Annotated in this window: 26 protein-coding genes and 1 tRNA gene (1 of these 27 cut by a window edge); 11 read left to right on the forward strand and 16 right to left on the reverse strand. The window is 61.2% G+C overall.

The annotated features are described in order from the left end of the window. The 4 genes from EP376_RS09375 to msrP all read right to left on the reverse strand — a co-directional run. Window positions 1-436, reverse strand: the beginning of a protein-coding gene (locus EP376_RS09375) for an MFS transporter (protein WP_127655282.1). 734 nt of this gene lie to the left of the window's left edge; 436 of the gene's 1,170 nt are visible here — the first part of the coding sequence; it begins with the start codon at window positions 434-436; its stop codon lies beyond the left edge, outside the window. Window positions 437-545: 109 nt separating this feature from the next. Beyond that, a complete protein-coding gene (locus tag EP376_RS09380) occupies window positions 546-1,079 on the reverse strand; it encodes a VPLPA-CTERM sorting domain-containing protein (protein WP_240652447.1) in 534 nt (177 codons plus the stop codon). Between the two features lie 288 nt (window positions 1,080-1,367). Beyond that, window positions 1,368-1,967 (reverse strand): protein-methionine-sulfoxide reductase heme-binding subunit MsrQ, encoded by a 600-nt coding sequence (gene msrQ / locus EP376_RS09385; protein WP_127655283.1) that lies wholly within the window; start codon window positions 1,965-1,967, stop codon window positions 1,368-1,370. A 251-nt stretch (window positions 1,968-2,218) separates the two neighbouring features. After that, the gene (gene msrP / locus EP376_RS09390; RefSeq protein ID WP_127655284.1) at window positions 2,219-3,127 is read right to left on the reverse strand and encodes a protein-methionine-sulfoxide reductase catalytic subunit MsrP; all 909 of its coding nucleotides are present in this window, start codon (window positions 3,125-3,127) and stop codon (window positions 2,219-2,221) included. A gap of 295 nt (window positions 3,128-3,422) precedes the next feature. On the opposite strand from msrP, the gene EP376_RS09395 reads away from it, so the two are divergent. Both EP376_RS09395 and EP376_RS09400 read left to right on the forward strand, forming a co-directional pair. Further along, on the forward strand, window positions 3,423-3,899 hold the full coding sequence (locus tag EP376_RS09395; RefSeq protein ID WP_127655285.1) for a fasciclin domain-containing protein: 477 nt from the start codon (window positions 3,423-3,425) through the stop codon (window positions 3,897-3,899). A 92-nt stretch (window positions 3,900-3,991) separates the two neighbouring features. Beyond that, window positions 3,992-5,497, forward strand: a complete 1,506-nt coding sequence (locus EP376_RS09400; protein WP_127655286.1) for a fasciclin domain-containing protein — start codon at window positions 3,992-3,994, stop codon at window positions 5,495-5,497. 194 nt (window positions 5,498-5,691) lie between these two features. On the opposite strand, the gene clpB is transcribed toward EP376_RS09400, so the two are convergent. After that, window positions 5,692-8,310, reverse strand: a complete 2,619-nt coding sequence (gene clpB / locus EP376_RS09405; protein WP_127655287.1) for an ATP-dependent chaperone ClpB — start codon at window positions 8,308-8,310, stop codon at window positions 5,692-5,694. A gap of 110 nt (window positions 8,311-8,420) precedes the next feature. Next, on the reverse strand, window positions 8,421-9,098 hold the full coding sequence (locus EP376_RS09410) for a hypothetical protein (RefSeq protein WP_127655288.1): 678 nt from the start codon (window positions 9,096-9,098) through the stop codon (window positions 8,421-8,423). Between the two features lie 278 nt (window positions 9,099-9,376). Between EP376_RS09410 and pyrF the strand changes: the two genes are divergently transcribed. Further along, window positions 9,377-10,093, forward strand: coding sequence for an orotidine-5'-phosphate decarboxylase (pyrF, locus tag EP376_RS09415; protein ID WP_127655289.1), 717 nt, complete (start codon window positions 9,377-9,379; stop codon window positions 10,091-10,093). Here the strand turns inward: pyrF and EP376_RS09420 are convergent, their stop codons facing one another. Continuing rightward, entirely contained in the window at window positions 10,094-10,522 is a 429-nt protein-coding gene (locus EP376_RS09420; RefSeq protein ID WP_240652448.1) for an NUDIX domain-containing protein, read from the reverse strand. A gap of 120 nt (window positions 10,523-10,642) precedes the next feature. On the opposite strand from EP376_RS09420, the gene EP376_RS09425 reads away from it, so the two are divergent. Then, window positions 10,643-11,896 (forward strand): DNA polymerase IV, encoded by a 1,254-nt coding sequence (locus EP376_RS09425; RefSeq protein WP_127655290.1) that lies wholly within the window; start codon window positions 10,643-10,645, stop codon window positions 11,894-11,896. Between the two features lie 2 nt (window positions 11,897-11,898). On the opposite strand, the gene EP376_RS09430 is transcribed toward EP376_RS09425, so the two are convergent. Beyond that, window positions 11,899-12,762, reverse strand: a complete 864-nt coding sequence (locus tag EP376_RS09430; RefSeq protein WP_127655291.1) for an N-formylglutamate amidohydrolase — start codon at window positions 12,760-12,762, stop codon at window positions 11,899-11,901. Between the two features lie 144 nt (window positions 12,763-12,906). Here EP376_RS09430 and EP376_RS09435 point away from each other — a divergent pair. The 3 genes from EP376_RS09435 to EP376_RS09445 all read left to right on the forward strand — a co-directional run bounded on the left by EP376_RS09435 (window position 12,907) and on the right by EP376_RS09445 (window position 14,634). Then, window positions 12,907-12,981: transfer RNA gene (locus tag EP376_RS09435), tRNA-Val, on the forward strand. A gap of 76 nt (window positions 12,982-13,057) precedes the next feature. Then, window positions 13,058-13,183, forward strand: a complete 126-nt coding sequence (gene ykgO, locus EP376_RS09440) for a type B 50S ribosomal protein L36 (RefSeq protein ID WP_008884645.1) — start codon at window positions 13,058-13,060, stop codon at window positions 13,181-13,183. Window positions 13,184-13,350: 167 nt separating this feature from the next. Continuing rightward, a complete protein-coding gene (locus EP376_RS09445; RefSeq protein WP_127655292.1) occupies window positions 13,351-14,634 on the forward strand; it encodes a PPC domain-containing protein in 1,284 nt (427 codons plus the stop codon). A 64-nt stretch (window positions 14,635-14,698) separates the two neighbouring features. On the opposite strand, the gene EP376_RS09450 is transcribed toward EP376_RS09445, so the two are convergent. Further along, the gene (locus tag EP376_RS09450) at window positions 14,699-16,354 is read right to left on the reverse strand and encodes a peptidoglycan-binding domain-containing protein (protein ID WP_127655293.1); all 1,656 of its coding nucleotides are present in this window, start codon (window positions 16,352-16,354) and stop codon (window positions 14,699-14,701) included. Between the two features lie 195 nt (window positions 16,355-16,549). Between EP376_RS09450 and EP376_RS09455 the strand changes: the two genes are divergently transcribed. Continuing rightward, entirely contained in the window at window positions 16,550-17,194 is a 645-nt protein-coding gene (locus EP376_RS09455) for a histidine phosphatase family protein (protein WP_127655294.1), read from the forward strand. A gap of 37 nt (window positions 17,195-17,231) precedes the next feature. After that, window positions 17,232-17,396, forward strand: coding sequence for a hypothetical protein (locus EP376_RS22965; protein ID WP_164744898.1), 165 nt, complete (start codon window positions 17,232-17,234; stop codon window positions 17,394-17,396). Between the two features lie 3 nt (window positions 17,397-17,399). On the opposite strand, the gene EP376_RS09460 is transcribed toward EP376_RS22965, so the two are convergent. The 6 genes from EP376_RS09460 to EP376_RS09485 form a co-directional block, all read right to left on the reverse strand. Beyond that, window positions 17,400-17,717 carry a DUF3775 domain-containing protein gene (locus tag EP376_RS09460; protein WP_127655295.1) on the reverse strand — a complete coding sequence of 106 codons (318 nt, stop codon included), beginning with the start codon at window positions 17,715-17,717 and terminating at the stop codon, window positions 17,400-17,402. Window positions 17,718-17,826: 109 nt separating this feature from the next. Beyond that, on the reverse strand, window positions 17,827-18,564 hold the full coding sequence (locus EP376_RS09465; protein WP_127655296.1) for an SDR family NAD(P)-dependent oxidoreductase: 738 nt from the start codon (window positions 18,562-18,564) through the stop codon (window positions 17,827-17,829). Window positions 18,565-18,590: 26 nt separating this feature from the next. Next, complete coding sequence (locus EP376_RS09470) at window positions 18,591-19,166, reverse strand: DUF3833 family protein (RefSeq protein ID WP_127655297.1); 576 nt, start codon at window positions 19,164-19,166, stop codon at window positions 18,591-18,593. Between the two features lie 4 nt (window positions 19,167-19,170). Beyond that, a complete protein-coding gene (locus tag EP376_RS09475; protein WP_127655298.1) occupies window positions 19,171-20,412 on the reverse strand; it encodes an MFS transporter in 1,242 nt (413 codons plus the stop codon). Continuing rightward, window positions 20,409-21,164 carry a DUF1365 domain-containing protein gene (locus tag EP376_RS09480; RefSeq protein WP_127655299.1) on the reverse strand — a complete coding sequence of 252 codons (756 nt, stop codon included), beginning with the start codon at window positions 21,162-21,164 and terminating at the stop codon, window positions 20,409-20,411. The genes EP376_RS09475 and EP376_RS09480 overlap by 4 nt, the downstream gene beginning before the upstream one ends. Then, window positions 21,161-22,459 carry an NAD(P)/FAD-dependent oxidoreductase gene (locus tag EP376_RS09485; protein WP_127655300.1) on the reverse strand — a complete coding sequence of 433 codons (1,299 nt, stop codon included), beginning with the start codon at window positions 22,457-22,459 and terminating at the stop codon, window positions 21,161-21,163. The genes EP376_RS09480 and EP376_RS09485 overlap by 4 nt, the downstream gene beginning before the upstream one ends. 124 nt (window positions 22,460-22,583) lie before the next feature. Between EP376_RS09485 and EP376_RS09490 the strand changes: the two genes are divergently transcribed. Together EP376_RS09490 and EP376_RS09495 are read left to right on the forward strand one after the other, a co-directional pair. Continuing rightward, a complete protein-coding gene (locus tag EP376_RS09490) occupies window positions 22,584-23,240 on the forward strand; it encodes a sigma-70 family RNA polymerase sigma factor (RefSeq protein WP_127655301.1) in 657 nt (218 codons plus the stop codon). Window positions 23,241-23,250: 10 nt separating this feature from the next. Beyond that, window positions 23,251-23,901 carry a ChrR family anti-sigma-E factor gene (locus EP376_RS09495; protein ID WP_127655302.1) on the forward strand — a complete coding sequence of 217 codons (651 nt, stop codon included), beginning with the start codon at window positions 23,251-23,253 and terminating at the stop codon, window positions 23,899-23,901. 69 nt (window positions 23,902-23,970) lie between these two features. On the opposite strand, the gene EP376_RS09500 is transcribed toward EP376_RS09495, so the two are convergent. Beyond that, a complete protein-coding gene (locus EP376_RS09500) occupies window positions 23,971-24,408 on the reverse strand; it encodes a hypothetical protein (protein ID WP_127655303.1) in 438 nt (145 codons plus the stop codon). Between the last annotated feature and the right edge of the window lie 30 nt (window positions 24,409-24,438).

Raw genomic sequence — 24,438 nt, forward strand, 5'->3', positions numbered from 1 at the left:
ACCCCACCATGACACCAAGCGCCCAGAACCCATGTGCGCGGTTCATGATCACGACGTCCCGCTGTTTCTCGAGCCGCCCCGCATAGACATTCAGCGCTGTGAGAAAGACCGCAATCAGCGCGCCATAGGCGATCAAGGCGAAGAACAGGGAAATCTGACTGAAGGCGAGAAGGGGCAGGCAGACCACCAAGGCATGTGCCGGGAACGCCACCGCCAAAAGTCGCCGCGGCCCGAACCGCGACAGGATCGCCCCTGCGAACTGCAATGCGGGCAAGACACCGATGGGCAGCCCGATCAGGGCAATGGCCAACTCGGCCTTTGACAGACCGATCGCATCCTTCACATCCGGTATCTGTGCGAGCCATGCCCCGAAGGGCAGCGGCTCCAGCGCAAATACAAGGAACGTCAGGAGTATGGTGCGACGGGTCTGGTCCATGCGCGCGACGCTAGCGAGCGGCGGGACAACGGGAAACAAAAATCATCACGACCCGGGAATCGAAAAGGGCGCCCCAGACGGCGCCCTTGTCTATAGATGTAACCGAAGGTCAGGACGCCCGTCGTCTGACAAGCGCCAGTCCGCCCAGCGCCAGCAACATAAGCGGAAGTCCGGCCGGCAGCGGGATGGGCGCGATCTTGCTGAACTCAAGGCCGGTCAGATGGCTGAGCGTGGCGAAGCCGCTGTTCGTCGTGGTGAAGGTATAGAGCTGCCCCGACAAGAGTTGCAGCGGCCCCCCGATGAAGCTGTTCACACCGGGCGTTCCCGACAAAAGAAAGCCCTCGGTCGCGAAGCTGTTCCCCAGTGACGCGACACCAAGGCCCGTAACATCAAAGATCGCGCCCGTATTGAACTGCTGTGCGAACCCCAGAAACGAAGTCAGCATAATATCGGCCGAGACCATCAGTGTGAAACTGGAGGCGTTCCCCCCTCCCCCACCGAACGAAAGTGCGGCATCCGCGGGATCGATGACCGACGTCCAGGCGCCGATATTCCTGAACTGACCGCCAGTCGCAAAGGTAAAGGTCACACCATCTACGGCTTCCTGAAACCCGTTGATCGGGCCAGCGGAATCATATGTCACGGAGCCGGGAACGAATATTTCGTCAGTAAGATCGACGGTGGCAGCAGATGCAGCCGAAACAAGAAACAAAGAAACGATTGAACCAAGAACTGTTCTTAACATTACGCTAATCCACCCAAACACAATTAAAAATACTGACAAACGATAGCGTATGGACCGGTAGCTGAGTCAAGCCTCTACGAGAAGCAAGGCCGGCTCAGCCGGTCGAGATATCGGAGCAGCAGGCTCAGGTGATGGGTGGCCCCTCAGTCGGCTCAAGGACATGGCCAGCCGCGGCCCCGCGATGACCTAGGCCGCAACCTGTCGTCGTGGCAGTCGAACCCTCAGGGCCAGCAGTGCAAAGATGACGACCGCGTGGGCAATCGGCTCGATCTCGAACCCCTTCGCGATCCAGAGGTAGTGCAATGCGGCGAGAAAGGCGGCAGGATAGGTCAACTTGTGAAGTCGCCGCCACGCGACCCCCCCCATCCGGCGAACGGAAAGATTGTTCGACGTGATCGCCAGAGGGATCAGCGCAAGGAACGATGCCATGCCGACCGTGACGTACGGTCGCTTGACGATCTCCTGCCAGACCCGGTCGATGCTTTGTACATCCAGGACGGCAAAGACGAGGAAATGCGCCACAACGAAGAAGAAGGCCGAGAGGCCGATCGCACGGCGAAACTTCATCAGGTTCAACCCGGCGAAGCGGCGCAGCGGCGTTACAGCAAGCCCAAGGATCAGAAGCTTGATCGCAACCTCGCCGTATTCACGCTCGAGCGCGTTGATCGGCTCAACGCCCAGACCGCCAGTGATCGCCAGATAGAACAACCACGCAGCCCAGCCGGCGCTGGCCAGATACAGGCTCCATGCCGGAACTTTTCGAATGAGGCTGTTTACACTGTCCATCTTCGGACTCCGGGCGCTGATGCTGCGTTCGTTACCACTTGAGATGGTCGGCTGACTTTGTGAACCGCTGTGACAGTATCCTCACCGTCAATTCAGAATTGTTACGGTCTCCCACGGGCCATGCGCAGTATGGGCAGCGCGAACTTCACATATCCGGAAGAACTGGCCGGCCCTCGGGCGAATTGCCCCCGGCCACTGCCCTGCCTTGGGGGCAGGTCACGGCCGAGAAGCCAATAGCCGGATCTCATGGCTCAGAAATATTCGGACAGGTCCATATCTTCATAAAGCGATGCGACCTCGGATTCGTAGCCGTTGAACATCAGCGTCTCTTGCCGCGAGGCGAACAGACCGCCGCCGATCCGGCGTTCGGTCGCCTGGCTCCAGCGCGGATGATCGACGGTCGGGTTCACGTTCGAGTAGAAACCGTATTCCCGCGGATTGATCACGTTCCAGCTAGCCGGTGGCTCATCTTCGACAAGGCTGATGCGCACGATCGACTTGATCGACTTGAAACCGTATTTCCAAGGCACCACCAAACGGATCGGCGCACCGTTCTGTTTCGGCATCGGTTCGTCATAGATGCCCGTCGCCATCAATGTCAGCGGATGCATCGCCTCGTCGATCCGCAGTCCCTCGACATAGGGAAACGGGATAACGCGGCGACGCACGCCGGGCATGTTCTCTTCCTGCACGACCGTTTCGAAGGCGACATAACGGGCCTCAGGCTTCACGCCGACGCGGGTCAGGATATCCGCCAGCTCGTAGCCACGCCACGGGATCACCATCGACCAGGCCTCGACACAGCGGAACCGGTAGATGCGCTCTTCTTCGGTCAGACCATCGAGCAACTCTGCGAGGGAATACTCGCCCGGACTGTCGACCAGACCGTCGACCTTGATCGACCACGGTTCGATCTCGAGGGCGCCAGCGTTGCGGGCGGGATCTTCCTTACCGGTGCCGAACTCGTAGAAATTGTTGTAGGTCGTAATCTCTTCGAAGGTGTTGGGTTCCAACGCACCGGCCTGCGCAGCAACCGGGCCGCCAAATGCCGAGGCGAGACCAAGGCCCGCCGCGCCGCGCATGATCTGCCGGCGATTGAGATAAAGAGGCTTGGGCGTCACATTCGCCCGGGTCAGGTCATTCGTCCAGCGATGCGCCATATGGGAAATCTCCGTTTCTGGTCCTTCGGTAGATATGGGCTGTATAGCGGTAATTTCGATTTCAGTGGCGTCACGATGGCGTGGACTCCCTGAAATGAAGCCGCGATTTGATCACGCCCCGTCACACACCTCTGACATATTCGTGACTTGATCGCGGAAAGGCGCTTGGCTTAGCGAACAAAGCCTTTCGGTCAAGCACGTTCGGCAGTTTTTCTTGGTGATCTGGTCCGTGTTCCGGGACGTTTCCCTACCCGATGCCAATGACGGCATTGCGAACCAAAAAGGGAGATTTCTCATGCTTCGCAGAACGTTTCTTGCTCTGACCGCCAGCACCGCCATGGCCACTTCGGCCTTTGCTGCGGGCCACTCCAAAGACATCGTGGACACGGCCGTCGAGGCCGGGAACTTCACCACGCTGATCGCCGCCGTCGAGGCCGCCGGCCTTGTCGAGACGCTGAAGGGCGAAGGTCCGTTCACCGTATTCGCACCGACGGACGAAGCGTTCGCCGCGCTGCCCGAGGGCACCGTCGAAGGTCTTCTTGAAGATCCCGAGGCTCTGGCCGCCGTGCTGACCTACCACGTGGTAGCCGGCAAGGTGATGTCGGGCGACCTGTCCAACAACATGATGGCCACCACCGTGAACGGTGCAGACGTGACCATCATGACCGAGGGTGGCGTCATGGTTAACGACGCCAATGTTGTTGCCGCGGACATCGAAGCCTCGAATGGCGTGATCCATGTCATCGACGCCGTGATCCTTCCGCCGATGTAAGACGCTTGAATCGGCCCGGAGCACACGCTCCGGGCCATTTTTTTTAGAGGCCGCATACGGTCCGTTCCACAGCCAACGGATAGGTAAGACCGATGTCCACTGTCACCGAAATCGCCCTGGGCGATGAAAACTTCAGTATTCTAGTCGACGTCCTGACCCTGCTTGATGCGACCATCCCGGGGTCCGATCTCGTCAACACGCTGAATGATCCGTCTCAGGATCTGACCGTGTTCGCACCCACGAATGACGCATTTGCCGCCCTGGCCACCGATCTCGGCTATACAGGCGATCCGTCGGACACCGCAGCCGTGACCACGTTTCTTGTTGAGAATGTCCCGGTCGAGACCCTGAACGACGTCGTCCTTTATCACGTCTCCGCTGGCGAACAGTTTGCAAGCGATATCGCGGCCGCCGGCCAGGTAACAACGCTTCAGGGCGGAACGATTTCCGCCGATGAACTCCCCACCCTCGGCGACGCCGAGCCGGACCTTCTGGATCCGTCGCTGATCGCAACCGATGTGGACGCGACCAACGGTGTCGTGCATGTGATCGACCGCGTTCTGCTCCCCGGCGATCTGCCCGGTAACGATGCACCGACGTTCGCGGATGTGATTGCGGGTGACGGCTTTGACGATAATTCCGGCGACTTCGATATCCTGCGAACAGCGGCCGAAGTGGCCGGTCTTGACGCTGTTCTGGCCGATCCCTCGGTGGACCTGACGGTGTTCGCACCGACCGACGCGGCTTTCATCGCGCTTGCCGAGACGCTCGGTTTTGCAGGCGGCACGGAAGAAGAAGCGTTCGGTTTCATCGTCGACGCCCTGACGCTGCTGGGCGGCGGCGATCCGATCCCTCTGCTGACCGAGGTGCTGACCTATCATGTTGCGGGCCAATCGCTGCAATCGAGCCAAGTCCTTGCGGCGGGTGAGGTCGAGACGCTGCAAGGCGGCACATTGACGGTCGACGGCGTCAGCCTCGTGGACGCAGACCCCGATATTCCGGATCCGAACCTCATCGCACTCGACATTCAGGCGGCCAACGGGATTGCCCATGTGATCGACGGGGTATTGATCCCGGCAGACCTTCTGGCCTCTGACGGGTCGGGCGTTGTCGACTTCATCATTGCCGGTGATGATGACGATCGCATCTTTACCGCCAAGGATGCCGATTTCGTCAGCGGCCTTGGCGGCGACGACCTGATCGTTCTTGGAAAGGGTGATGACACTGGCCTGGGCGGCGACGGCGACGACATCATGGTCGGCGGCGCAGGTGCCGATCTGATGGACGGCGGCAACGACGATGACGTTCTCATCGGCGGTGACGGAAATGACATCCTTGTCGGTGGTGCCGGAGACGATGTGATGATCGGCGGCGACGGTACCGACACATTCGTTCTGACCGCAGGTGGGGGTCACGACAAGATCCTCGACTTTGACAAGGCCGACACGCTGGACCTGACCGACCTTGGTCTTTCGGAACTGAAAGATGTTCAGATTTCCCGCGATGGTGGTGACACCATTGTCACTGCGGGCGATGTGTCCGTCGAGCTAGAAGACATCCGGCCTTTCCAGTTGGATGACGACAACTTCCTCTTCTGATCAGGATCGAGACCCAACTGCGCGTCCCTGCCCCTGCCAAATGGGTGGGGACGTTTATCGTTTTGGGACATGCAATCGGGACTCACCCAACGAAGTCCGGTTCGGGCCGACGAACACCGGTTTGTCGCACTGCGATCCGGAAACAAAAAAGGCCCCCGTCGGAACGGGGGCCTTCTCATTGAGCGCAGGGTGCGTCAGTGGACGACGCGATCCTCCGGCCGGGGTCGGTCCGAGGTTCCGACGCGATCCCCGATGATAAGCCCATCAGTCCCAGCGGTAACCGTCAGGCTTTCACCGTCCTTGATGTCTCCGGAGAGCAGCATCTCGGCGAGCGGGTCTTGCAACGCGCGCTGGATCACACGCTTGAGGGGACGGGCACCGAAGACCGGATCATAGCCTTCCTCGGCCAGCCATTTCTTTGCACCATCATCCAGTTCCAGATCAATCTGGCGACGCGCCAGGCGCTTCTCCAGAAGCCCAAGCTGGATCTCGACGATGCCGCCCATATCCTCGCGGCCAAGCCGGTCGAAGATGATGGTCTCGTCCAGACGGTTGAGGAATTCAGGCCGGAAATGCGCCCGGACCGCATCCATCACGTCACGCCGCGCCTGGCTCGGATCGGCGCCGTCCGGCAGCTGGCTCAGGCTTTGCGCGCCAAGGTTGGAGGTCAGCACGATCAGCGTCTGCTTGAAATCGACGGTGCGGCCCTGACCATCGGTCAGCACACCATCATCCAGCACCTGCAACAGAACGTTGAACACGTCAGGATGGGCCTTTTCGACCTCGTCGAACAACACGACCTGATAGGGCCTGCGCCGCACGGCCTCGGTCAGGACACCACCCTCGTCATAACCGACGTAGCCCGGAGGCGCGCCGATCAGGCGCGAGACGGCGTGCTTTTCCATGAACTCCGACATGTCGATGCGGACCATCGCGCTGTCGTCGTCAAAGAGGAACTCGGCCACCGCTTTGGTCAGCTCTGTCTTGCCGACGCCGGTCGGCCCGAGGAACAGGAACGATCCCAGCGGACGGTTCTCGTCGTTCAGACCTGCACGGGCCCGACGCACTGCGTTGGATACGGCACGAACGGCCGCATTCTGCCCGATGACGCGCGAATGCAGCTGATCCTCCATCCGCAACAGCTTGTCCCGCTCACCTTCGAGCATCTTGGACGTGGGAATCCCAGTCCAGCGCTCGACAACCTCGGCGATCTGCTCGGGACGGACGGCCTCCTCGACCATCATGCCTTCGTCTTCCGCCTGTTCGGCCTCGTTCACCTTGCGCTCCAGCTCGGGGATGATGCCGTAAGACAGCTCCCCCGCACGGGCGAGGTTGCCCTCGCGCTTGGCGATATCGAGTTCGGCGCGCGCCTTGTCGAGTTGCTCCTTCACCTCGCGCGCACCTTCCAGGCGATCACGCTCGGCCTGCCATTTGGCCGTCATCTCGGAGGACTTGTCCTGCAGATCGGACAATTCCTTTTCCAGCCGGTCGAGCCGGTCACGCGAGGCATCGTCATCCTCGGCACGCAGCGCCTCGGCCTCGATCTGCATCTGAAGGATTTGCCGGTCAAGCGCGTCGAGTTCCTCGGGCTTGCTGTCGACCTCCATCCGCAAACGCGATGCGGCCTCATCGACAAGGTCGATCGCCTTGTCCGGCAGGAAGCGGTCGGTGATGTAGCGGTGCGACAGCGTCGCCGCGGCGACAAGCGCACTGTCCGAAATCCGCACACCGTGGTGCAGTTCGTACTTTTCCTTGATGCCGCGCAGGATGGAAACGGTATCCTCGACCGTCGGCTCCTCGACCATCAGGGGCTGGAACCGGCGTGCAAGGGCCGCGTCCTTTTCGACGTATTTGCGGTATTCGTCGAGCGTGGTCGCGCCGATGCAGTGCAACTCGCCCCGTGCAAGCGCAGGTTTGATCAGGTTGGCCGCATCCATGGCGCCATCGGTCTTGCCCGCACCAACAAGCACATGCATTTCGTCGATGAAGAGAATGATCTCACCCGCCGCGGCCGTGATCTCGTTCAGGACGCCCTTCAGACGTTCTTCGAATTCACCGCGATATTTCGCGCCGGCGATGAGCGCCCCCATGTCGAGCGCCATCAGCTTCTTGTTGCGCAGGGATTCCGGCACGTCGCCATCGACGATCCGCAGGGCAAGGCCCTCGGCGATCGCGGTCTTGCCGACGCCCGGCTCACCGATGAGAACCGGGTTGTTCTTTGTCCGACGGCTCAGGACCTGCATCGCGCGGCGGATTTCCTCGTCGCGGCCGATGATCGGGTCGATCTTGCCCTCGCTCGCCGCCTCGGTCAGATCGCGCGCGTATTTCTTGAGCGCCTCATAGCTGTCCTCGGCTGACGCACTATCGGCCGTGCGGCCCTTGCGCACGTCATTGATGGCAGTGTTGATCTTTTGCGCATTGACGGCTCCGGCCTCCAGCGCCTCCTTGGCGCGGGTCTTGACCAGCGCAAGCGCGGTCAACAGCCGTTCAACGGGAACAAAGCTGTCACCCGCCTTCTTGGCGACTTTTTCAGCCTCGTCCAGAACACGCACCAGCGACGGGTCGACATAGACCTGCCCGGCATCGCCGGTCACCTTCGGCTGCTTGGCCACGAGCGCATCGACGGCCTGCGTCACCTGTTCCGGGCTTCCGCCCGCACTGCGAATGAGATTGGCTGCCAACCCCTGGTCATCGTCCATAAGGGCCTTGAGCAGATGTTCGGGAAGAACGCGTTGATGGCTTTCCCGCATGGCGATCGTCTGGGCGGACTGAATGAAACCGCGCGACCGCTCCGTGAACTTTTCGAAGTCCATGGTTTTCTCCTTTTCCAAGCGCCCGTCTTTTCGGATGCCTGCTTCGCAGCGCATCACCCCTCGGGCCTCGACACATCAGATGGGGATTGGAAATCGCCTGCGCAAGATCATCAACTGCGATATCGAGCAAGGATTTCTATCTCGTCTTCCGATAGCGTCTTGTCCAGATATGCCCAGACCTCGGCCTTTTCCGCCGCTGTCAGATTCTTCTGGTGGAACTGGAAATCCAGCGGGTTCTTGCGGGTCTTGGCGCCACCACCCCAGAATTGCTTGCGCTGGTAGGATCGACGACTGGCTTCGCCCACCTGATCCCATTGGGCCACGACCTGTTCCCGAGCCAACGGCTGTGCGCCATGCCCGGGCGCGAGGTCGAAGAATGTCATCACGTCGAACATGGCATCGGGATCGGCCACCAGATCCTCATAGTGGACGACTTTCTTTTCAGGCGCGTTCGCTGCGACCAGAAACCGGATATTGCCGGCAAAGCAGGCGAAATGGTCAAAGGACTTGCGCGAAGAGCGGACGAACGTCTCCAGCGGGTCCCGAACGATCAGAAGGACGCGATTGCCCGACATCGCATCCGGATCAAGCTTGCGATAAGCCCGGCCCTCTTCGATATCGGGCCGCATGAACAGCGCGTCATGCGTGCGGACAAAGGCATGGGCCGACGCGTCATCATTCGGCAGGATCAGTTTCTTGCCAGGCGTCGGATGGCCCACAAAATGCTCGACGCAATATCGCGTCCAGTTCAGGCCACTTCTTGGGGCAGAAACCACGTAGTTCGTCATATTTTCGAGCCTCCTGCAGAGATTGCGACCTGTGAAGTCGAAGCGGGGTTTTTCCCCTTAAATCGCCCAATCGTCCAGCTATTATAACGTCGCGGTCCCCGGATCGCAGGGGGATCGGAAAGAGACTACTTTGTTGTCTCTGGTGATTTGTGAATGGTGCCAGCGTCACGATCCTTCGTGGCCTTTTGCCGATCCCCCGATTTTCCCCATTCCTTGACACTGCGCAGATCACGCGCCAAAGCCGGCGCAGGATACGCATTGCAACAAAGGGGGTCGACATGGCGGATGACAGGCTGATCGTCGCGCTTGATGTGCCAAACGCCCTTCAAGGCCTCGAACTGGCCGAAAAACTCGGCGATGCAGTCAGTTTCTACAAGATCGGTCTGGGGATGCTCACCGGAGGCGGGCTTGCTTTGGCCAACGAGCTGAAGTCCGAACATGGCAAGCGCATTTTTCTGGACATGAAGCTGTTCGACATTGGCGCGACGGTCGAGGCCGCTGTGCGGGGCCTGTCGCAATTCGATCTCGACCTGCTTACCGTGCATGGCGACCCCCATGTCGTGCGCGCGGCAAAAGAGGGTGCGGCCGACAAGGATCTCTCGATTCTGGCGGTCACGATCCTGACCTCGCTCGACAGGCAGGACCTTGACGATTGCATGATCCGCGATGGCGATATCGTTGATATCGTCACCGAACGCGCGGCCCGCGCTCTCGAGGCAGGGGCCGACGGGATCGTCTGTTCACCCCACGAAGCAGCGATCGTGCGGGCCCTGCCACAGGCAGAGGGTCGGTTGATCGTGACGCCCGGCGTCCGCCCCGCCGGTTCGGACGCGGGCGATCAGAAGCGGATCATGACCCCTGCCCAGGCGATCGCGGCGGGGGCCGATCACGTCGTCGTCGGGCGCCCGGTCTGGACCGCGGCCAATCCCGCCGTGGCCGCTCAAGCCATTCTGGCCGAGTTGAACTCGCCTCAGGCCGCGCGGCCCAACATCTGATCAATTCCCACCGGCACGAAAGTCGAGCCACAGACGGAGCCGAAGCGCGAGCGACGGCACGATCTGAGGAAGCGCCAGAACCTCTTCCACGGGCATGAGCCGCCAGAACTGGCCCTCGTCGCCAAACCGGATGTCGTCGACTGCCCCGGCGGGAAACTGAGCGACAAAGAACCAGCTGTCGCGGCCGGGCGCCGTGTCGGACGGAAGGCGTCTGCGCCACAGGATTTCTGCCCGATCAAGGTCGAGACCCACCTCTTCACGCATCTCGCGCGCCGCGGTCTGGTACCCCGTCTCCCCCTCATCGCGGCCGCCGCCCGGAAAATCCCAATGGGCCGGAAAATCGATCCCCGGCTTGTCGTCGCGCATGATCATCAGAAGGTCATCGCCGATGAAGGTTGCGGTCTTCGCCCCGTGGAATGGTTCAGTCACCTCGGCACCCGTCCTTTTGATCACACTGATCGCGCGAAAAGGTTCCCTTCCGACCGGATCAGGAATAAAATAGGAACATTCCTGCCGGACGCAAATCGCCTCCCCGATCGGGCAAAAGCCATGCCATCCCTCTGCCGAGATTGCCTGACGATGTTCGAAGGGCCGGGCCGCTGCCCGGCATGCCGCCGGCCGCGTGTCGTCACTCATCCCGAACTGTTCGACCTCACGATCGCGCATATGGATTGCGACGCGTTCTTTGCCAGCGTCGAAAAGCGCGACAATCCCGAACTGGCTGACAAGCCGGTCATCGTGGGCGGGGGCAAGCGCGGGGTGGTCTCGACCGCGTGCTACCTTGCCCGGATCAAGGGCGTCAGATCAGCCATGCCGATGTTCAAGGCGTTGCAGTTGTGTCCCGATGCCGTCGTGGTCCGGCCGCGCGGTGATGCCTATGCCGCCGCCTCCCGCGCGATCCGGGCGATGATGGATGAACTGACCCCGGTCGTCGAACCCCTCAGCCTCGATGAGGCATTCATGGACCTCTCGGGCACCCAGCGCCTTCACGGAGCGCCGCCCGCGGTGATGCTTGCGAAGCTGGTGAAGCGGATGAAGGACGAACTTGGCCTGACGGGCTCGATCGGTCTGTCGCACAACAAGTTCCTGGCCAAGGTCGCCTCGGATCTGGAAAAGCCGCGCGGATTTTCAGTGATCGGGCGCGCCGAGACGGTCGATTTCCTGCGTCCGCGCCCTGTCGGGCTGATCTGGGGTATTGGCCCGGCCGCGCAGGAAAGCCTCGACAAGGCCGGTATCCGCACCTTCGAAGACCTGCACCGCTGGGAAAAACAAGACCTTGAAGACAGGTTCGGCGGGATGGGAACCCGGCTCTGGCACCTTGCCCGCGGCGAAGATGCCCGGCGTGTCTCGGCCAATGCACCCATCAAGGGCATCTCGAACGAAACGACCTTCCACGAAGATACCTCTGACCCCGACATCCTCGACGGTCACATCTGGCGGATGGCCGAAAAGGTATCGGGCCGGGCTAAGGCAAAAGATACAGCAGGGCGAATCGTGACCCTGAAACTGAAACGCGCCAACCACAAACAGATCACCCGGCGCCACAGCCTGCATCATCCGACGCAGGTCGCCGACACGATCTACCGCACCGCACGCGCCCTGTTCGACCAGGTCGAACAAGGTCAGGCCTACAGGCTTCTTGGTGTCGGGCTGAGCGAGCTGAGCCCGGCAAGCGAGGCCGACCGCGAAGGCGACCTTCTCGATCCGGACGCCGCAAAGCGGGCAGAGGCCGAACGCGCGACAGACAGGATACGCGCCCGGTTCGGCAGCGATGCGATCATGAAGGGCCGCGCCCTGAGATAACGCTATTCCGCGGCGATCTTGGCGATTGCCGGACGCCCGATCTCAGCGATTTCTTCGATCACCTCGACCAGCAACGCCTTGAACGCGTCGAAATCCGGCGATTTCCGGATCGTCTTCTCGTTCATGTAAAGGCTTCGGTCGATCTCGACCTGAACGGCATGCTGCTTGCGGGACGGTCGGCCATAATGCTGCGCGATATAGGCACCGGCAAAGGGCGTGTTGCGCACGACCCGCAACCCGCGCGAGGTAAAGGCAGCCTCGATCTGTCCGATCACCGAACCGGCCGCCGCAGCGCCGAACCGGTCGCCCAGCACGACATCGGGCCGACGCCCGCCGATCGGGCTTACGGAATCAAGGGCCTCGTGCGGCATGGAATGGCAATCGACAAGGATCGCCTCGCCGAATTCGGCATGACTTTCGTCGATCAGGCTTTGCAACGCGTCATGATAGGGTCGCCAGAACCCGTTGATCCGACGATGCACCTCGGGCAGCCCGAGTTTGCCGCGATAGATCGCACGTCCGTTCGACACGACCCGCGGAATCACTCCAAGCCCAGAGGCGATCCTCGGATTATGAGCGGCACGGCGAACGCCCTCGATCAGGGCGGGATCAAGCTCTTCGGGCGACCGGTTGAGGTCGACATAGGCGCGCGGCGCATGGGCGGCGATCAGAGGCGCCCCGTATCCCGGGGCGTCTGCAAACAGCTCATCGACAAAAGCATCTTCCGAACTGCGGATCTCGTTTTCATCCAGCAAGGCGGCCCTGAGAAAGTCATCCGGATAGATGCGCCCGCTATGCGGAGAGGCGAAAACGACGCTTGTCGTTCGCCGTTCCGGCCGGATCAGATCAAACGCCGCATTGTTCATGACCGCTCCCTCGTGTTGATATGAACATAGCGCAAAGAAACGCGTTGCCAAAAGCCCTTGATCCCCTCTTCGACTCCTTTTATAGACCGCTCACCGACGCGGAGGGCTCCCGCGTCATCTTTGTTTGGGGGCCTTTCATCGTCCGGGCGGTTAGCTCAGTGGTAGAGCACTTCGTTGACATCGAAGGGGTCACAAGTTCGAACCTTGTACCGCCCACCATCGAATTCATCGCTCCTTACCGGGGGCACGACCGTAACAAGGCGCAATCGCCGCGCCGCGACATGAGGAGAAGGCCATGAAAGTCGCCAACTCGCTTCGTTCGCTCAAGCAGCGCCACCGCGATTGCCGCGTCGTGCGCCGCAAGGGCCGGGTCTATGTGATCAACAAGACCCAGCGTCGGTTCAAGGCCCGCCAGGGCTGAACCGGACACCAGACAGACAGATTTGGCCTCGCCTTCGGCGGGGCCTTTTCTTTTTGGCGGACACTGGCCCAGGCTGGTTTTCCAGACCTTTCAAGGTTTCGCGCTGGCCTTGGACACCTCGCTCCGATTAGCATCCAGACAAATGCCATATCGGAGGAGTGATTTTAATGTCGAAATCGAGCATTGGGCTTTGGCTGGCCGCAACGGCCCTCGCCGGCGTCGCGGCGCCCGCGGCGGCGCAATCGGGTTTGTGCGGTGGGGTCGGGGATAACGGTCAGTGGATCGGCGGCTCAGAGCAGTCATCCGACATCTCGACCGCCGGCTCCTACATGGAGCAAATGGCGCTCGTCCTTCTGGGCAACGAATATGTCGCACTCTTCACCGTATCGTCCCCCACGGAAGTGCGGGTCGAGGCCGCGGGCCGCGGCGGCGGCGATCCGGTGATCGATCTGCGCGACGCGGGCGGAACGATCGTCCTGTCGGATGACGATTCGGGTGGTGAAGGCAATTCACGGGGCGAGATGATGCTGTCCCCGGGAACATATTGCCTTTCGATGACAAGCTATGACGGCTCCCCCATGACGGGTTTTGTCCGCGTGAGCCGGACTGAACAGGACGCGCTCACCATCGGGACCGGACAACCGACGCCCCCGCCGCCGCCGCCCGGCCCCGACAACGACGACACCGACCCCATGCCCACGCCCGTTGGCGGCGGCATCTGCGGTCCGGGATCGCGCGACCTTGCCGGCGGTCCGATCGACGGGATGCTGGTCGGCAACGGCACCTCCGGCACCGCATCTGTCGATGAGGTGACGTCGTGGGGCTTCACGCTGGCCGCGCCGGCCGCGGTCTCGATCACGGCCGAGAACCCGAATGCCGACCCGCTGATCACGCTTTACGATGTGAACGGGAATTATCTGGCCGAAAACGACGATTTCGACGGTCTGAACAGCCGCATCGATATGACCTCCCCCCTGTCGGCCGGCACCTATTGCATCGACATGGAGGCGCTGAGCGACAGCAGCCTTCCAATCACTGTAAGCGTCGCGGGCTATGATCCGAACGCGGCCCTGTTCGGCCAGTACGAGCGGGGCGAGGCAAGCCCGCCTCTCGATGGGTCCTATCCCATCACGACCCTCGGACCGCTTGGCAACCGCGTCCGTCAGGACATCAACATCACCGATGTGATGACGTGGATTTCCTTCGACATCGATCAATCCGGTCTTGTCGTCGTCGAGGCTGTCTCGAACGGGATCGGGGATCCGATCATGGTTCTCTATGACGATTTCGGCAGACTCGTCGCCGAGAACGATGATTACGGTGGGGATCTCGATCCGCTGGTCGCCGCCCGCGTGACCACCGGCACCTACCTCGTGGGCGTCCGGCAATTCAACGACGGTGAAACGGGGCCGGTGCGCATCCTGTTCGAACGCTACGTTCCCGCCCAGTAATGACTGACTGAACGAGAGATGGCCCCGGAGTATTCTCCGGGGTCATCTTCCTTTCGGACAGGTCTCAGTTTCTCCGCTGACCGATCGTATCGGCCAACAGCCTCACCAGCGTCTGTTCGTTCAGGTATCCCGTCACCGGAAGGCCGCGATCACGCTGATAATTCCGCAACGCCGACCGCGTATGATCGGTAAACCGTCCGTCGACCGGTCCGGGGTTTAGGCCCAGCTGATCGAGCTTGGCCTCGACAAGGGTGCGCGTGATCGGGTTGAGGTTCAGGGCGGCTTCGGCGGCCCGGGCCTCGGATTCGGCCTGCGAGTTCTCGTCTTCGGCAACCAGCTCGGCGATGCGTGCCTCTGCCTCGGACTTGAAAACCCCGTCAGGAAACACCGCGAGGTAGGACCGATATGCCTGAAGGCTGTCGTCGTCGCGGGCCGCATCCCACGCCGCACGATCCTCGGCCTCGGCAGCCCGGCGTTTCTCTTCTTCGATGATCGCCAGCTGCGCCTTTGCGGCATCCGAGAACGCGCCATCAGGATATCGTTCAAGATAGGCCCGCAAACCGGGTTCATCCCCTTGGGCCCCGGTTTCATCCCAGAACGCCCGATCGCGGGCCAGTTCTGCCTGCCGCTGCCGTTCTGCCTCGGCCTCCAGCTCTGCTGCACGCCGTGCGGCCTGCGCATCGAGGCGCGCGATCTGTTCGCCGGTCAGGTAAGACGTCTGCGCAAAACCGTTCTGCTGCTGCCAGTTCAGGATGGCACCGCGCGTGCCCGGCCCGAAGATTCCGTCGATGCCGCGCGTGTTGTAATCGAGGATCGTCAGATCGCGCTGGATCTCGCGCCGCTGATCCCGGTCGAGGCCCAGGGCCTCTTCGGCAAGCCGGGCATCGCGATTCGGCTCTGCCAGGATCTCTTCGATCCGGGCGCGCGCCTCGGATGCGAACTCGCCATCGGGATAGCGTGTGAGGTAGTTCTGATAGGCCTCGACGGTATCAAGCGCGACCGCGCCTTCCCAGAGTGCCGCCTGTGCCGCCGGATCATTGCTGCCGGCTGCCCCATCCGGATCAGGACGCTCACCCATGAAGATGAATTCGCGCGGAACAAACCCCTCGGCCGAGATCGCGCGATCAGACGCAATGGCCGCAGTCAGATCACCCATCGGCTCGGCCAGATCGTCTTCGATGAATGCGGCCACATCCCTCGGCTCACCCCGCAAGACGGTCACACCCTGTGGAACGGCCAGCGACCCGATTCCCTCGCGCAGCCATGGATCGAACGCACCGTCTGCGTCGGGATCGGCTCCGAGGATCAGGAGGGCTCCTCCGGGATTCGATGCAAGGACCTGCAGGATGCCGTCCACCTCGATCGCCGCGGCCCCCAGCCTCAGATAGGCAGGCTCCCGGGCGTTCGTGGCAAGGAACCATGTGGTGTCGCCATCGGTCGCAAACCGACCCGACAGCACGACAACCAGCCGGTCCGCGCCGTCGACCAGAGGCAGGAACTCGGCAATGGCGCCCGACGCCTGAGCCGATCTGGCATTGGGCACGGAAAACACCTCGAACCCCATGCCGCGCAACGCCTCCCCCGCCGCCACGGGGGCCGACCCACGGCTGAGCCGACCAAGCTGATCGTAGCTTTCATTGCCCAAGATCAGGGCCGCATCCTGCGCCAGCGCGGATTGCGCAATAAGGGCAAGTGCCGGGGCAAGCATCAATTTGTACATTGTCTATCCTTCGGGTTCGAATGCGCTGTTCTGCATTCTCCCACTAGGCGGCGGCATGGATTGCTAGTCAATAACGCCCACCTTGCCATCGCCTTTCACGAGACTTTCCGCCGATCCGTCAAAGCCTTGCCCATACCTTGCCAAGTGATGCGCCAAACACTAGGCCAAGGGGATCATTCGGGAGGTTCGGACGGAATGGGCGTCATCACTCTGGTCAGGCACGGGCAGGCAAATTCGGCAGCAACCGACGAGGCAGGCTATGATCGCCTGTCGGATCTGGGCCATCAGCAGGCCCGCTGGTTGGGAGAGTGGATGCGCGACCAGTCAGAGGAATTCGACCTTGTCCTTTCGGGAAGTCTTCGGCGGCACAAGGAAACCGCCGCCGGCATGGGATGGTCCGAGCCCGAGATCGATCCCCGGCTGAACGAACTGGATTACTTCAACCTCGGTCAAGCGCTTCAGGACGCGCATGGCATCCCCCCGGCATCCCCGGAGAATTTCGTCGATCATTTCATCGAGGTTCTTCATGCTTGGCAACGGGCTGAAATCTGCGGCAACGAAACATTCGAGAGCTTTGAATCCCGGGTCAGTGGCATTCTTCAGGAGGCCGCCCAACCCGGGCGACAGGTCTTGTGCATCACCTCGGGCGGCGTGATTGCCATGATCCTGCGGCATCTTCTGGAACTCGACCTGACCCGGATGGCCCATGTCTCCCTGCCGATCCTGAACACCTCGATCCACCGAATCCATGTCCGGCCGGTCGGGACGATTCTGGCTGGGTATAATGCCGTGCCCCACCTCGACCGCGCAGACCGGGCCCATGCCCACACGCATTATTAGGCTGTCTGCCCACCGCGTGCGCAGCTAGGCTTGGTAGATGGATGTTGTGACCCTGGTATATTACGCGGCAATTTGCGGCGCGCTGAGCGTGGCCGCCCCCTATATGGGTAATAGGCTCGTGAGACTTGCACTCGGTGTCTTGGTGGGCCTGATCGCGGCGGCTGTGCTGCCGATGGCGCGCGCCGCGATGGCCGGCTACTGACGGCTAGTAAAGCTCGTCTTCTTCGTTGCGTGCCGCGATTCCCAAGGCATCGAGACCATTTTCCAGGTGATCGGCCAGGTGCGGCGATCCCATGAGATAAGTCGCCGTGGGGGACGTGGCCTCTGCCGCGGCTGTTTCGACCGCCTCGTCCCAATCCTCGGCATCATATGTGCCCCGCCCGATCCACATCAGCGCGACCAGTTCGGCCTGCTGATCTGACGGAAGCCCTCCGACGAAGGCCTTGAATTCGGGCGTTGCCCGTTCAAGTTCACGGGCAAGAATGATGATTTCGGCAACGGTGTCTTTCGCGAGATTGAGCATGGCGCAATCCTCCTTCTGTCGGAGTCATGCGCCACACCGCGCGCAGTCGCATTGATCTGGCGCAAACGCGGATCAAGCAACGCGAAAGGAGCCACGTCGCGACCGACGATCAGCGGCGGAAGAAGATCGCCTCGTAGACCGGTGTCGGCAGGAACCGCGAAAGCCGGAAAAGAAGGGAAAACGCGAACGGAAACGCCTTGTGGAAATGATCTGTGCACATGTGGTCGAACACTTCTTGTGCAGCCTTGTCAGGCGTCATCATGAAGGGTTTCGGATAGGGGTTGTCGTCCTGCATCCGGGTCTCGATATAGCCGGGATTGACCAACTGCACCCGGACATTCGTTCCCCTGAGATCCCCGTGCATCGATTCGGCAAGCGCCATGAGCCCCGCCTTCGACGCCGAATAGCCGATCGAACCCGGCAAACCACGAAAGCCAGACAGTGATCCCGTCAGGATGATATGCCCGTCATTGCGTTCGACCATCGGCCTGATCACCTGCCCGATCACCCGGGCCGCACCGGTCAGGTTCACGTCCAGCATCTGTTCGGTCTTGTCGGCATCCCAGTCCTGCGTCTTGAACAAGGTCGCGAGGCCAGCAAGAAAGACCACTCCGTCGATTTCACCGATTTCCGCCGCAGCCGCCTCGACGGACGCGCGATCCGCCACGTCGACGGGAACGATTCTCGACGGGCCCGGCAGGTCGGCGGCAAGATCGGTCAGCCGGTCGGCAGTCCTTGCCGAAAGGATCACCTCGGCCCCTGCCCGGCTCATGATCTGGGCGAGGCTACGCCCCAGACCCTCACTTGCACCGACGAGCCAATACCGCTTTCCAAGCCAATCCGTCACACTCTTTCCTTTCGTCAATTCTGTCTTCAGGCCGCTTCGCGCGGCCGCATCGTCGCGACCAGTTCCGCAACCTTGATTCCGTATTTGCGGAACTGGCTCCGGTTCATGATCGACCCATTGGGCGTCAGATACATCCAGTCGGTCGTATCGAGAACATGGCCACCGGCCTCGTCCGACAGCTTGATGCGGTAGTTCAACTGCACCACCGATCCGTGCTGTTTGCCCGAACCGGTTCCGATCACATCGGGAGCCTCGGCCTTTATCGTGCCGTCATTGCCAAGCGTCAGTCGCCACTCGCGGCGCTGTTCATTCCCGCTGTCATAGCGAAAGTGTTCCTTCATGACGCCGACATTGCCCTGCCAGCTTGCCTCGAAATCGGCAACGAAACGGGATGAGACCCGCCCCAGCGGGCCAAAGATCACACCTTCGCAGACGATCGGCCCATTCAGCTTTTGCCGAATGTCGAATTGTGGCCCATCGGCCGGGTAATCCTCGGGTTTCTGCGCCCAGAACGAAACATAGCGGGATTTCACGACTGCGGTTGCAACGGCAAAGACAATCGCCAGGCACAGTGCGAGCAGGATCGAGAACGTAATCGACATGGTGTCAGTCCTCCAGTTTTATGGCGAGGAGCATAGCGATCGCCGCCAGTTTCAGGGCCGACGGAACAAGTGCGTAGAGAACCGTCAACATCGTGAGGGCCGAAGCGGGAAGGTCTGTCTGCCCCGCCTCGAACCCGGACCAATCGAGAAGCGGCAAAAGGATAACCGCCGCAAAGGCCAATGAGAATTTCGTAACCAGCGACCAAAGGCCAAAGCCCTGACCGCCATTCGGCGAAACCACCGCCATCCGCCGCGCAAACAGCGCCGGCAGAAGGGTCAGATCGGCACCGATCGTGGCACCCGATGCCACACAGATTACCGCGAAGGGCACCCAGTCGCCCGCACCCAGCGTGTAAGTGAAGCCGAAGGACACGATCGCAAGGACCATGGCGGACAGCAGAACGGGTTTGCTCCCGAACCGGCTGGCAAGCCAGCTCCACCCCGGGGCGGAGAGCGCCGCCGACAGGAAGAACAGCACCAGAAGCGGCCCTTCCAGACCGGGTGCCGCAAGCCGACTTTCAACGAAGAACAGGAACAGGCTCGACGACACCGCAAGCGGGGTCGCGTTGATCAGCGCAAGGATCAAGAGACGCCGCGCCGGCCCATCGCCAAAGATCGTGCGGATCGGCACGGGATCGGAGATCGCGCGGCTTGCCTGCCATTCCGGAGCCATCGCCAGCGCCGCGACAACCGCGACAACCGCAAAGCCGATGGCAAAGGTCGCAAAGGGGGCGACGACCGCGCCGATCAGCAGCGTGGGCGCCACGGCTGCGATGCACACGCCCAGCAAGGCCCCGCTTTCGCGCCAGGCGGCAAGCCGGACATGACCGCCGCGGATATGCTCGGCCTTGCCGATCCCGGCGGCATAGAAGTTGATCGTCAGGAACGAAAACGAGGTGAAAAGCCCGGTGATCGTCAGACCGAACCACAAGATGGGCGCGAACGGCGGCGTCACGGCAAAGAGGCCGATCATCGAAAGCGCGAGAATTGCGACGCCGAACGCAACGGCAAGGCCTCGGGCCGAATCAAGCCGTTCCGAAATCCAGCCCAGGATCGGATCCTGAACAAAATCGAACAGGCGCAGGAAGAACAGAAGAACGCCAAGGCCGGCCAGACTGACGCCGAAGGTCTCGGCATAGTAGTTCGGCGCATAGATATAGATCGGCAGGCCAGCCGCCGACAGGATGCCGCCAAAGAGCGACCAGGCATAAAGCCTGTCGCCACGGGATGCGGCAAGAATGGTCACCTGCTGACCTCTGCATTCGGGGGCTCTGGGCGACGGCGGAATATCGCGCCCTTCCACCACAGCTTGAGCGCCTGCCAGTGGATCAGCGCCAACACCCGGCGGGACCCGAACGGACGTCGCAGACCGGCCCTGAGCATCGACACCGTCGTCAAGGGCTTGCGGTTGCCCACAAGCGTCGCGATCAGGCCGCCGTTTCCTTGGGTGTAATCGATGTGGATGTTGATCCGAGACGGCTCGATCCCGAAGCGAAACGTATATCCGCCCTCGATCGGCTGAAAGGGCGAGACGTAGAAGATCTTCGTCGCGCGCAGCGTTTCGTTTGCGGTGATCTCGCGCCCATCGTCATGACGGCAGATATACGAATGCCGATCACCGTAGGTATTGGTGACCTCGGCGATCACGGTGCGAAGAACGCCCGCGTCGTCCCGGCAGAGCCAGAAACTGACCGGGTTGAACACGTGCCCCATGACACGGGGTTGGGCCAGCAACTCTATCCTTGCCGGCTGCTCGATCTGGTGGGCCTCAAGCACGTCGCGGACCCAGAGCGGGCCCCTGCCCTCGCCGGGCGGCCCTCCGTGATCGGTATCCCAAAGCGACATGAAGCCTGCGCTGTCACGGCCGAACATTGCGGGTGTTGAGACCGCGGCTTCGGCGTCCAGCAGGACATAATCTATCGAGTAGCGAAAGGCGTTCTTCGTGCCTCCGCGGCGACCATGATAGGTCTCGCCGGCGATATGTTCGATCTGGTTCACTCGGCGGCAACAGCCAGTGCTGGCTGCCCTCCGATCCCCGCGACCACGTCGACGGCGCTTGCGATGCCATCCTCATGGAAGCCGTTCTTCATCCAGGCGCCACAGAACCACGTCCGGTTCGTTCCGTTGAGGGAAGCGACCTGACGCTGTGCCTGCAGGGCGGCGGCATCGAATACGGGATGCTGGAAGGTGGCCTGATCCCAGATCAGATCCTCACGGATCGGGCGCGTCGAATTCAGCGTCACGATCAGGTCATCGCCCTTGAGCCATGGCTGAAGCGAGTTCATCCAATAGCTCAGATCGATCCGGTCTTCCGATTTCTGGGCCCCCTCGGCATAGCACCACGACGACCAGACCTTGCGCGCCTTGGGCATGACCGAAGGATCGGAATGGAGCACCATGTCGTTGGGCTGAAACCTGATCGCTCCAAGTGCCTGGGCTTCATGTTCGCTCGGGTCTGAAAGGAGCTTGAGCGATATGTCCGAATGCGTCGCAAAGACGACCTCGTCAAAGCGCTCCCATTCGTCGCCCTCGGCCCGGATCTCGACGCCATCGCCTGTCCGGCGAACGCCGTTCACGGCGCAACCAAGTCGGATCTTCACGCCCTTCTGGGTCATGGCCAGACCAAGGCGGCTGACATATTGGACAGACCCGCCATCGACCGTGAACCATTGGTGCTGACCTTTGGAGTCCATAAGTCCATGGTTCTGGAAGAAACTGACCAGCGCATAGGCCGGAAAATCGAGGATCTTCTGCGTCGGCGTCGACCAGATCGCGCCCGAGAACGGCAAAAGGTAATGATCGCGGAAATAGGAGCCGAGCCTCAGCCTCTCGATCAGTTCGCCAATTGTCAGGGTGGGATCGGATGCGTGATCAGCCGCCCGCGCGTTGAACCGCAGGATATCGCGGCACATGCGCAGGAACTTGGGGTTGGCGAGGTTACGACGCTGGGCAAACAGCTTATCGAAGTTGGCTAGCGCATATTCGAGTTTACCACCTGCAAACGACGCACCAAAGCTCATGTTCGATTTCACCACCGGCACATCAAGATCAGAGAAGAGCGCGGTGAGGTGCGGATAGTTCACGTAGTTGAAGACGATGAAGCCCGTATCGACGGGCTGATCGGCGTGAGGCCCGCCCATCTTTGTTCTGGCATGGCCACCAAGCCGGCGCTCTGATTCGATCAGAGTCACCTCGTGCGTTTCAGAGAGTTTGTAAGCTGCGGACATGCCCGCGATCCCGGCGCCGATGACGGCAATTTTCTTCGGCGCGACAGCGCGGCTAATCATGTTCATGGAAAGGTCGTTCTCCGTACCCAGCAAGTCATTGTTATATCTACGGGCCTGAACCCAAAGCGGATGACAAAAGATTCTTTTGTCGTGAAGTGATCCATCGTTCGGATGCCCCCGTAATAGAAGTATGTTTTCAGAGACCGAGACCTTTTCTAAGGCCCGCTCAGGCTTTACTCCATTGGGAGGGGCTACCTCCATCAGGGGAAAAGTGGCCGCCGGCGAAAGGGTTTCCCGGACAGAGATGGAAACAGCGAAACGTTTGGAATGGAACGCCGAGATCACGGCGGTGCGCGAGGATCGCGATCAGGAGGCATTTGCCCGCCTGTTTTCGCATTTCGCCCCCCGGGTAAAGGCTTTCCTGATGAAATCAGGTTCTTCGCCCGAGTTTGCGGAGGAATGCACACAGGAGGTCATGGCGACGATCTGGCGCAAGGCGCACATGTTCGACGGCTCCAAGGCGAGTGTCTCGACGTGGATTTTTACGATCGCGCGGAATCGCAAGATCGACATGATCCGCAAGCAGCGCCGCCCCGAGCCCGAAGACCTGCCCTGGGGCCCCGAAGAAGAGCCTTCGCAGACCGACGCTTTGATCATCGAGGAAGAGACGGAAAGGCTGGGCAAGGCCATCGCGGAATTGCCCGAAAAACAACGGAAGCTGATCGAACGGGCCTATTTCGGCGAGCTGAGTCACAGTGAAATCGCCGAAGAGACGGGCCTTCCGCTTGGAACGATCAAATCGAGGATAAGGTTGGCGCTTGAACGGCTGCGCCATTCAATGAGTTGAAGATACGCACATGAAAGATATCAATCATCATCTGACCGACGCGCTGTTGATGGCGTATTCCGCGGGGACGCTTCCCGAAGCGTTCGACGTGGTCGTCGCCACGCATGTGTCGCTTTGCGACGAGTGCCGCGCCCGAATGCACGAGTTCGATGCAGTCGGCGGGTCCATGATGGAAGACGTGGGCACCGCAGAGCTGAATGACGACAGCTTTGAAGCGACGATGGCCCTGATCACCAGTTCCGACTGGGCCGAGGAACCCCGTCCGATCCGATCGACGAAGGGGATCTTCCCTGCGCCGCTTCAGGACTATGTCGGCGATGATATCGACGCGGTGAACTGGCGCAAGATCGGCGGCGGTGTGCAGCAGGCCATACTCAAGACCACGGGTGACGCGACGGTTCGTCTCCTGCGCATCCCGGGCGGTGTAGCGGTTCCGGATCACGGCCACCGCGGAACGGAACTGACGCTTGTTCTTCAGGGTGCCTTCCGGGACGAGACTGATCGGTTTGGCCCCGGCGACATCGAGGTTGCCAACGAAGATCTGGAACACAAGCCCGTTGCCGAGGACGGGGTGGATTGCATCTGCCTTGCCGCGACAGACGCACCGCTGAGGTTCAACGCGATGATCCCGCGCCTGACGCAAGGTCTGTTCCGCATCTGACGCGAAGCACGACTTCGGAAACGACAAAGCCCCGCATAATGCGGGGCTTTTTGCGTTTTGGAGCCGCGACTAGAAGGGGCCGGTCAGCGAATCCCATGCAAGGGGCACCGTTTCACCGCTCGACCGGACAAGCGCCCCATCACCACCCGGCGACAGCCAGAATGTCCGGTTATACAGACCCGAGACAATCACGTAATCCGGGGTCGATTCCACCCTGCCGCGAGGCCCATGCGCAGACCCCCCACAAACAGTCTCGCCACAACGAACGAGAGTGTAGGTGTGGATCTCGCCATGTTCGGCCGAGACAATCGACATCTCACCGAACTCGAACGGCATCTCCGAATAGGTCGACGCGAAGCTGCGATAGGCCGCGGTGTCGATCGCTTCGAAGGTATAGTTGGTGTTCAACTCGTTCTCGAGCTGCTCGACACTGAAGCCTTCGGTAAAGACATCACACCCCGAGAGCAACATCGCCGCGGCAGCAGCAGCCAGAATACCCGAACGCATTTCCTGTTCCTCTCATCAAATCCTAGCGCA

Source organism: Alexandriicola marinus, from assembly GCF_004000435.1.
Lineage (GTDB): Bacteria > Pseudomonadota > Alphaproteobacteria > Rhodobacterales > Rhodobacteraceae > Alexandriicola > Alexandriicola marinus.

Bases quoted from the DNA above. Each gene is read 5' to 3' on its own strand.
- EP376_RS09410 (WP_127655288.1), bottom strand. From the start codon at position 9,098: ATGACGAACTACGTGGTTTCTGCCCCAAGAAGTGGCCTGAACTGGACG.
- EP376_RS09485 (WP_127655300.1), bottom strand. From the start codon at position 22,459: ATGAACATGATTAGCCGCGCTGTCGCGCCGAAGAAAATTGCCGTCATC.
- EP376_RS09490 (WP_127655301.1), top strand. From the start codon at position 22,584: ATGTTTTCAGAGACCGAGACCTTTTCTAAGGCCCGCTCAGGCTTTACT.
- EP376_RS09455 (WP_127655294.1), top strand. From the start codon at position 16,550: ATGGGCGTCATCACTCTGGTCAGGCACGGGCAGGCAAATTCGGCAGCA.
- EP376_RS09450 (WP_127655293.1), bottom strand. From the start codon at position 16,354: ATGTACAAATTGATGCTTGCCCCGGCACTTGCCCTTATTGCGCAATCC.
- EP376_RS09430 (WP_127655291.1), bottom strand. From the start codon at position 12,762: ATGAACAATGCGGCGTTTGATCTGATCCGGCCGGAACGGCGAACGACA.
- ykgO (WP_008884645.1), top strand. From the start codon at position 13,058: ATGAAAGTCGCCAACTCGCTTCGTTCGCTCAAGCAGCGCCACCGCGAT.
- EP376_RS09500 (WP_127655303.1), bottom strand. From the start codon at position 24,408: ATGCGTTCGGGTATTCTGGCTGCTGCTGCCGCGGCGATGTTGCTCTCG.
- EP376_RS09470 (WP_127655297.1), bottom strand. From the start codon at position 19,166: ATGTCGATTACGTTCTCGATCCTGCTCGCACTGTGCCTGGCGATTGTC.
- EP376_RS09460 (WP_127655295.1), bottom strand. From the start codon at position 17,717: ATGCTCAATCTCGCGAAAGACACCGTTGCCGAAATCATCATTCTTGCC.
- EP376_RS09395 (WP_127655285.1), top strand. From the start codon at position 3,423: ATGCTTCGCAGAACGTTTCTTGCTCTGACCGCCAGCACCGCCATGGCC.
- EP376_RS22965 (WP_164744898.1), top strand. From the start codon at position 17,232: ATGGATGTTGTGACCCTGGTATATTACGCGGCAATTTGCGGCGCGCTG.
- pyrF (WP_127655289.1), top strand. From the start codon at position 9,377: ATGGCGGATGACAGGCTGATCGTCGCGCTTGATGTGCCAAACGCCCTT.
- EP376_RS09495 (WP_127655302.1), top strand. From the start codon at position 23,251: ATGAAAGATATCAATCATCATCTGACCGACGCGCTGTTGATGGCGTAT.
- msrP (WP_127655284.1), bottom strand. From the start codon at position 3,127: ATGGCGCATCGCTGGACGAATGACCTGACCCGGGCGAATGTGACGCCC.
- msrQ (WP_127655283.1), bottom strand. From the start codon at position 1,967: ATGGACAGTGTAAACAGCCTCATTCGAAAAGTTCCGGCATGGAGCCTG.
- EP376_RS09400 (WP_127655286.1), top strand. From the start codon at position 3,992: ATGTCCACTGTCACCGAAATCGCCCTGGGCGATGAAAACTTCAGTATT.
- EP376_RS09425 (WP_127655290.1), top strand. From the start codon at position 10,643: ATGCCATCCCTCTGCCGAGATTGCCTGACGATGTTCGAAGGGCCGGGC.
- clpB (WP_127655287.1), bottom strand. From the start codon at position 8,310: ATGGACTTCGAAAAGTTCACGGAGCGGTCGCGCGGTTTCATTCAGTCC.
- EP376_RS09445 (WP_127655292.1), top strand. From the start codon at position 13,351: ATGTCGAAATCGAGCATTGGGCTTTGGCTGGCCGCAACGGCCCTCGCC.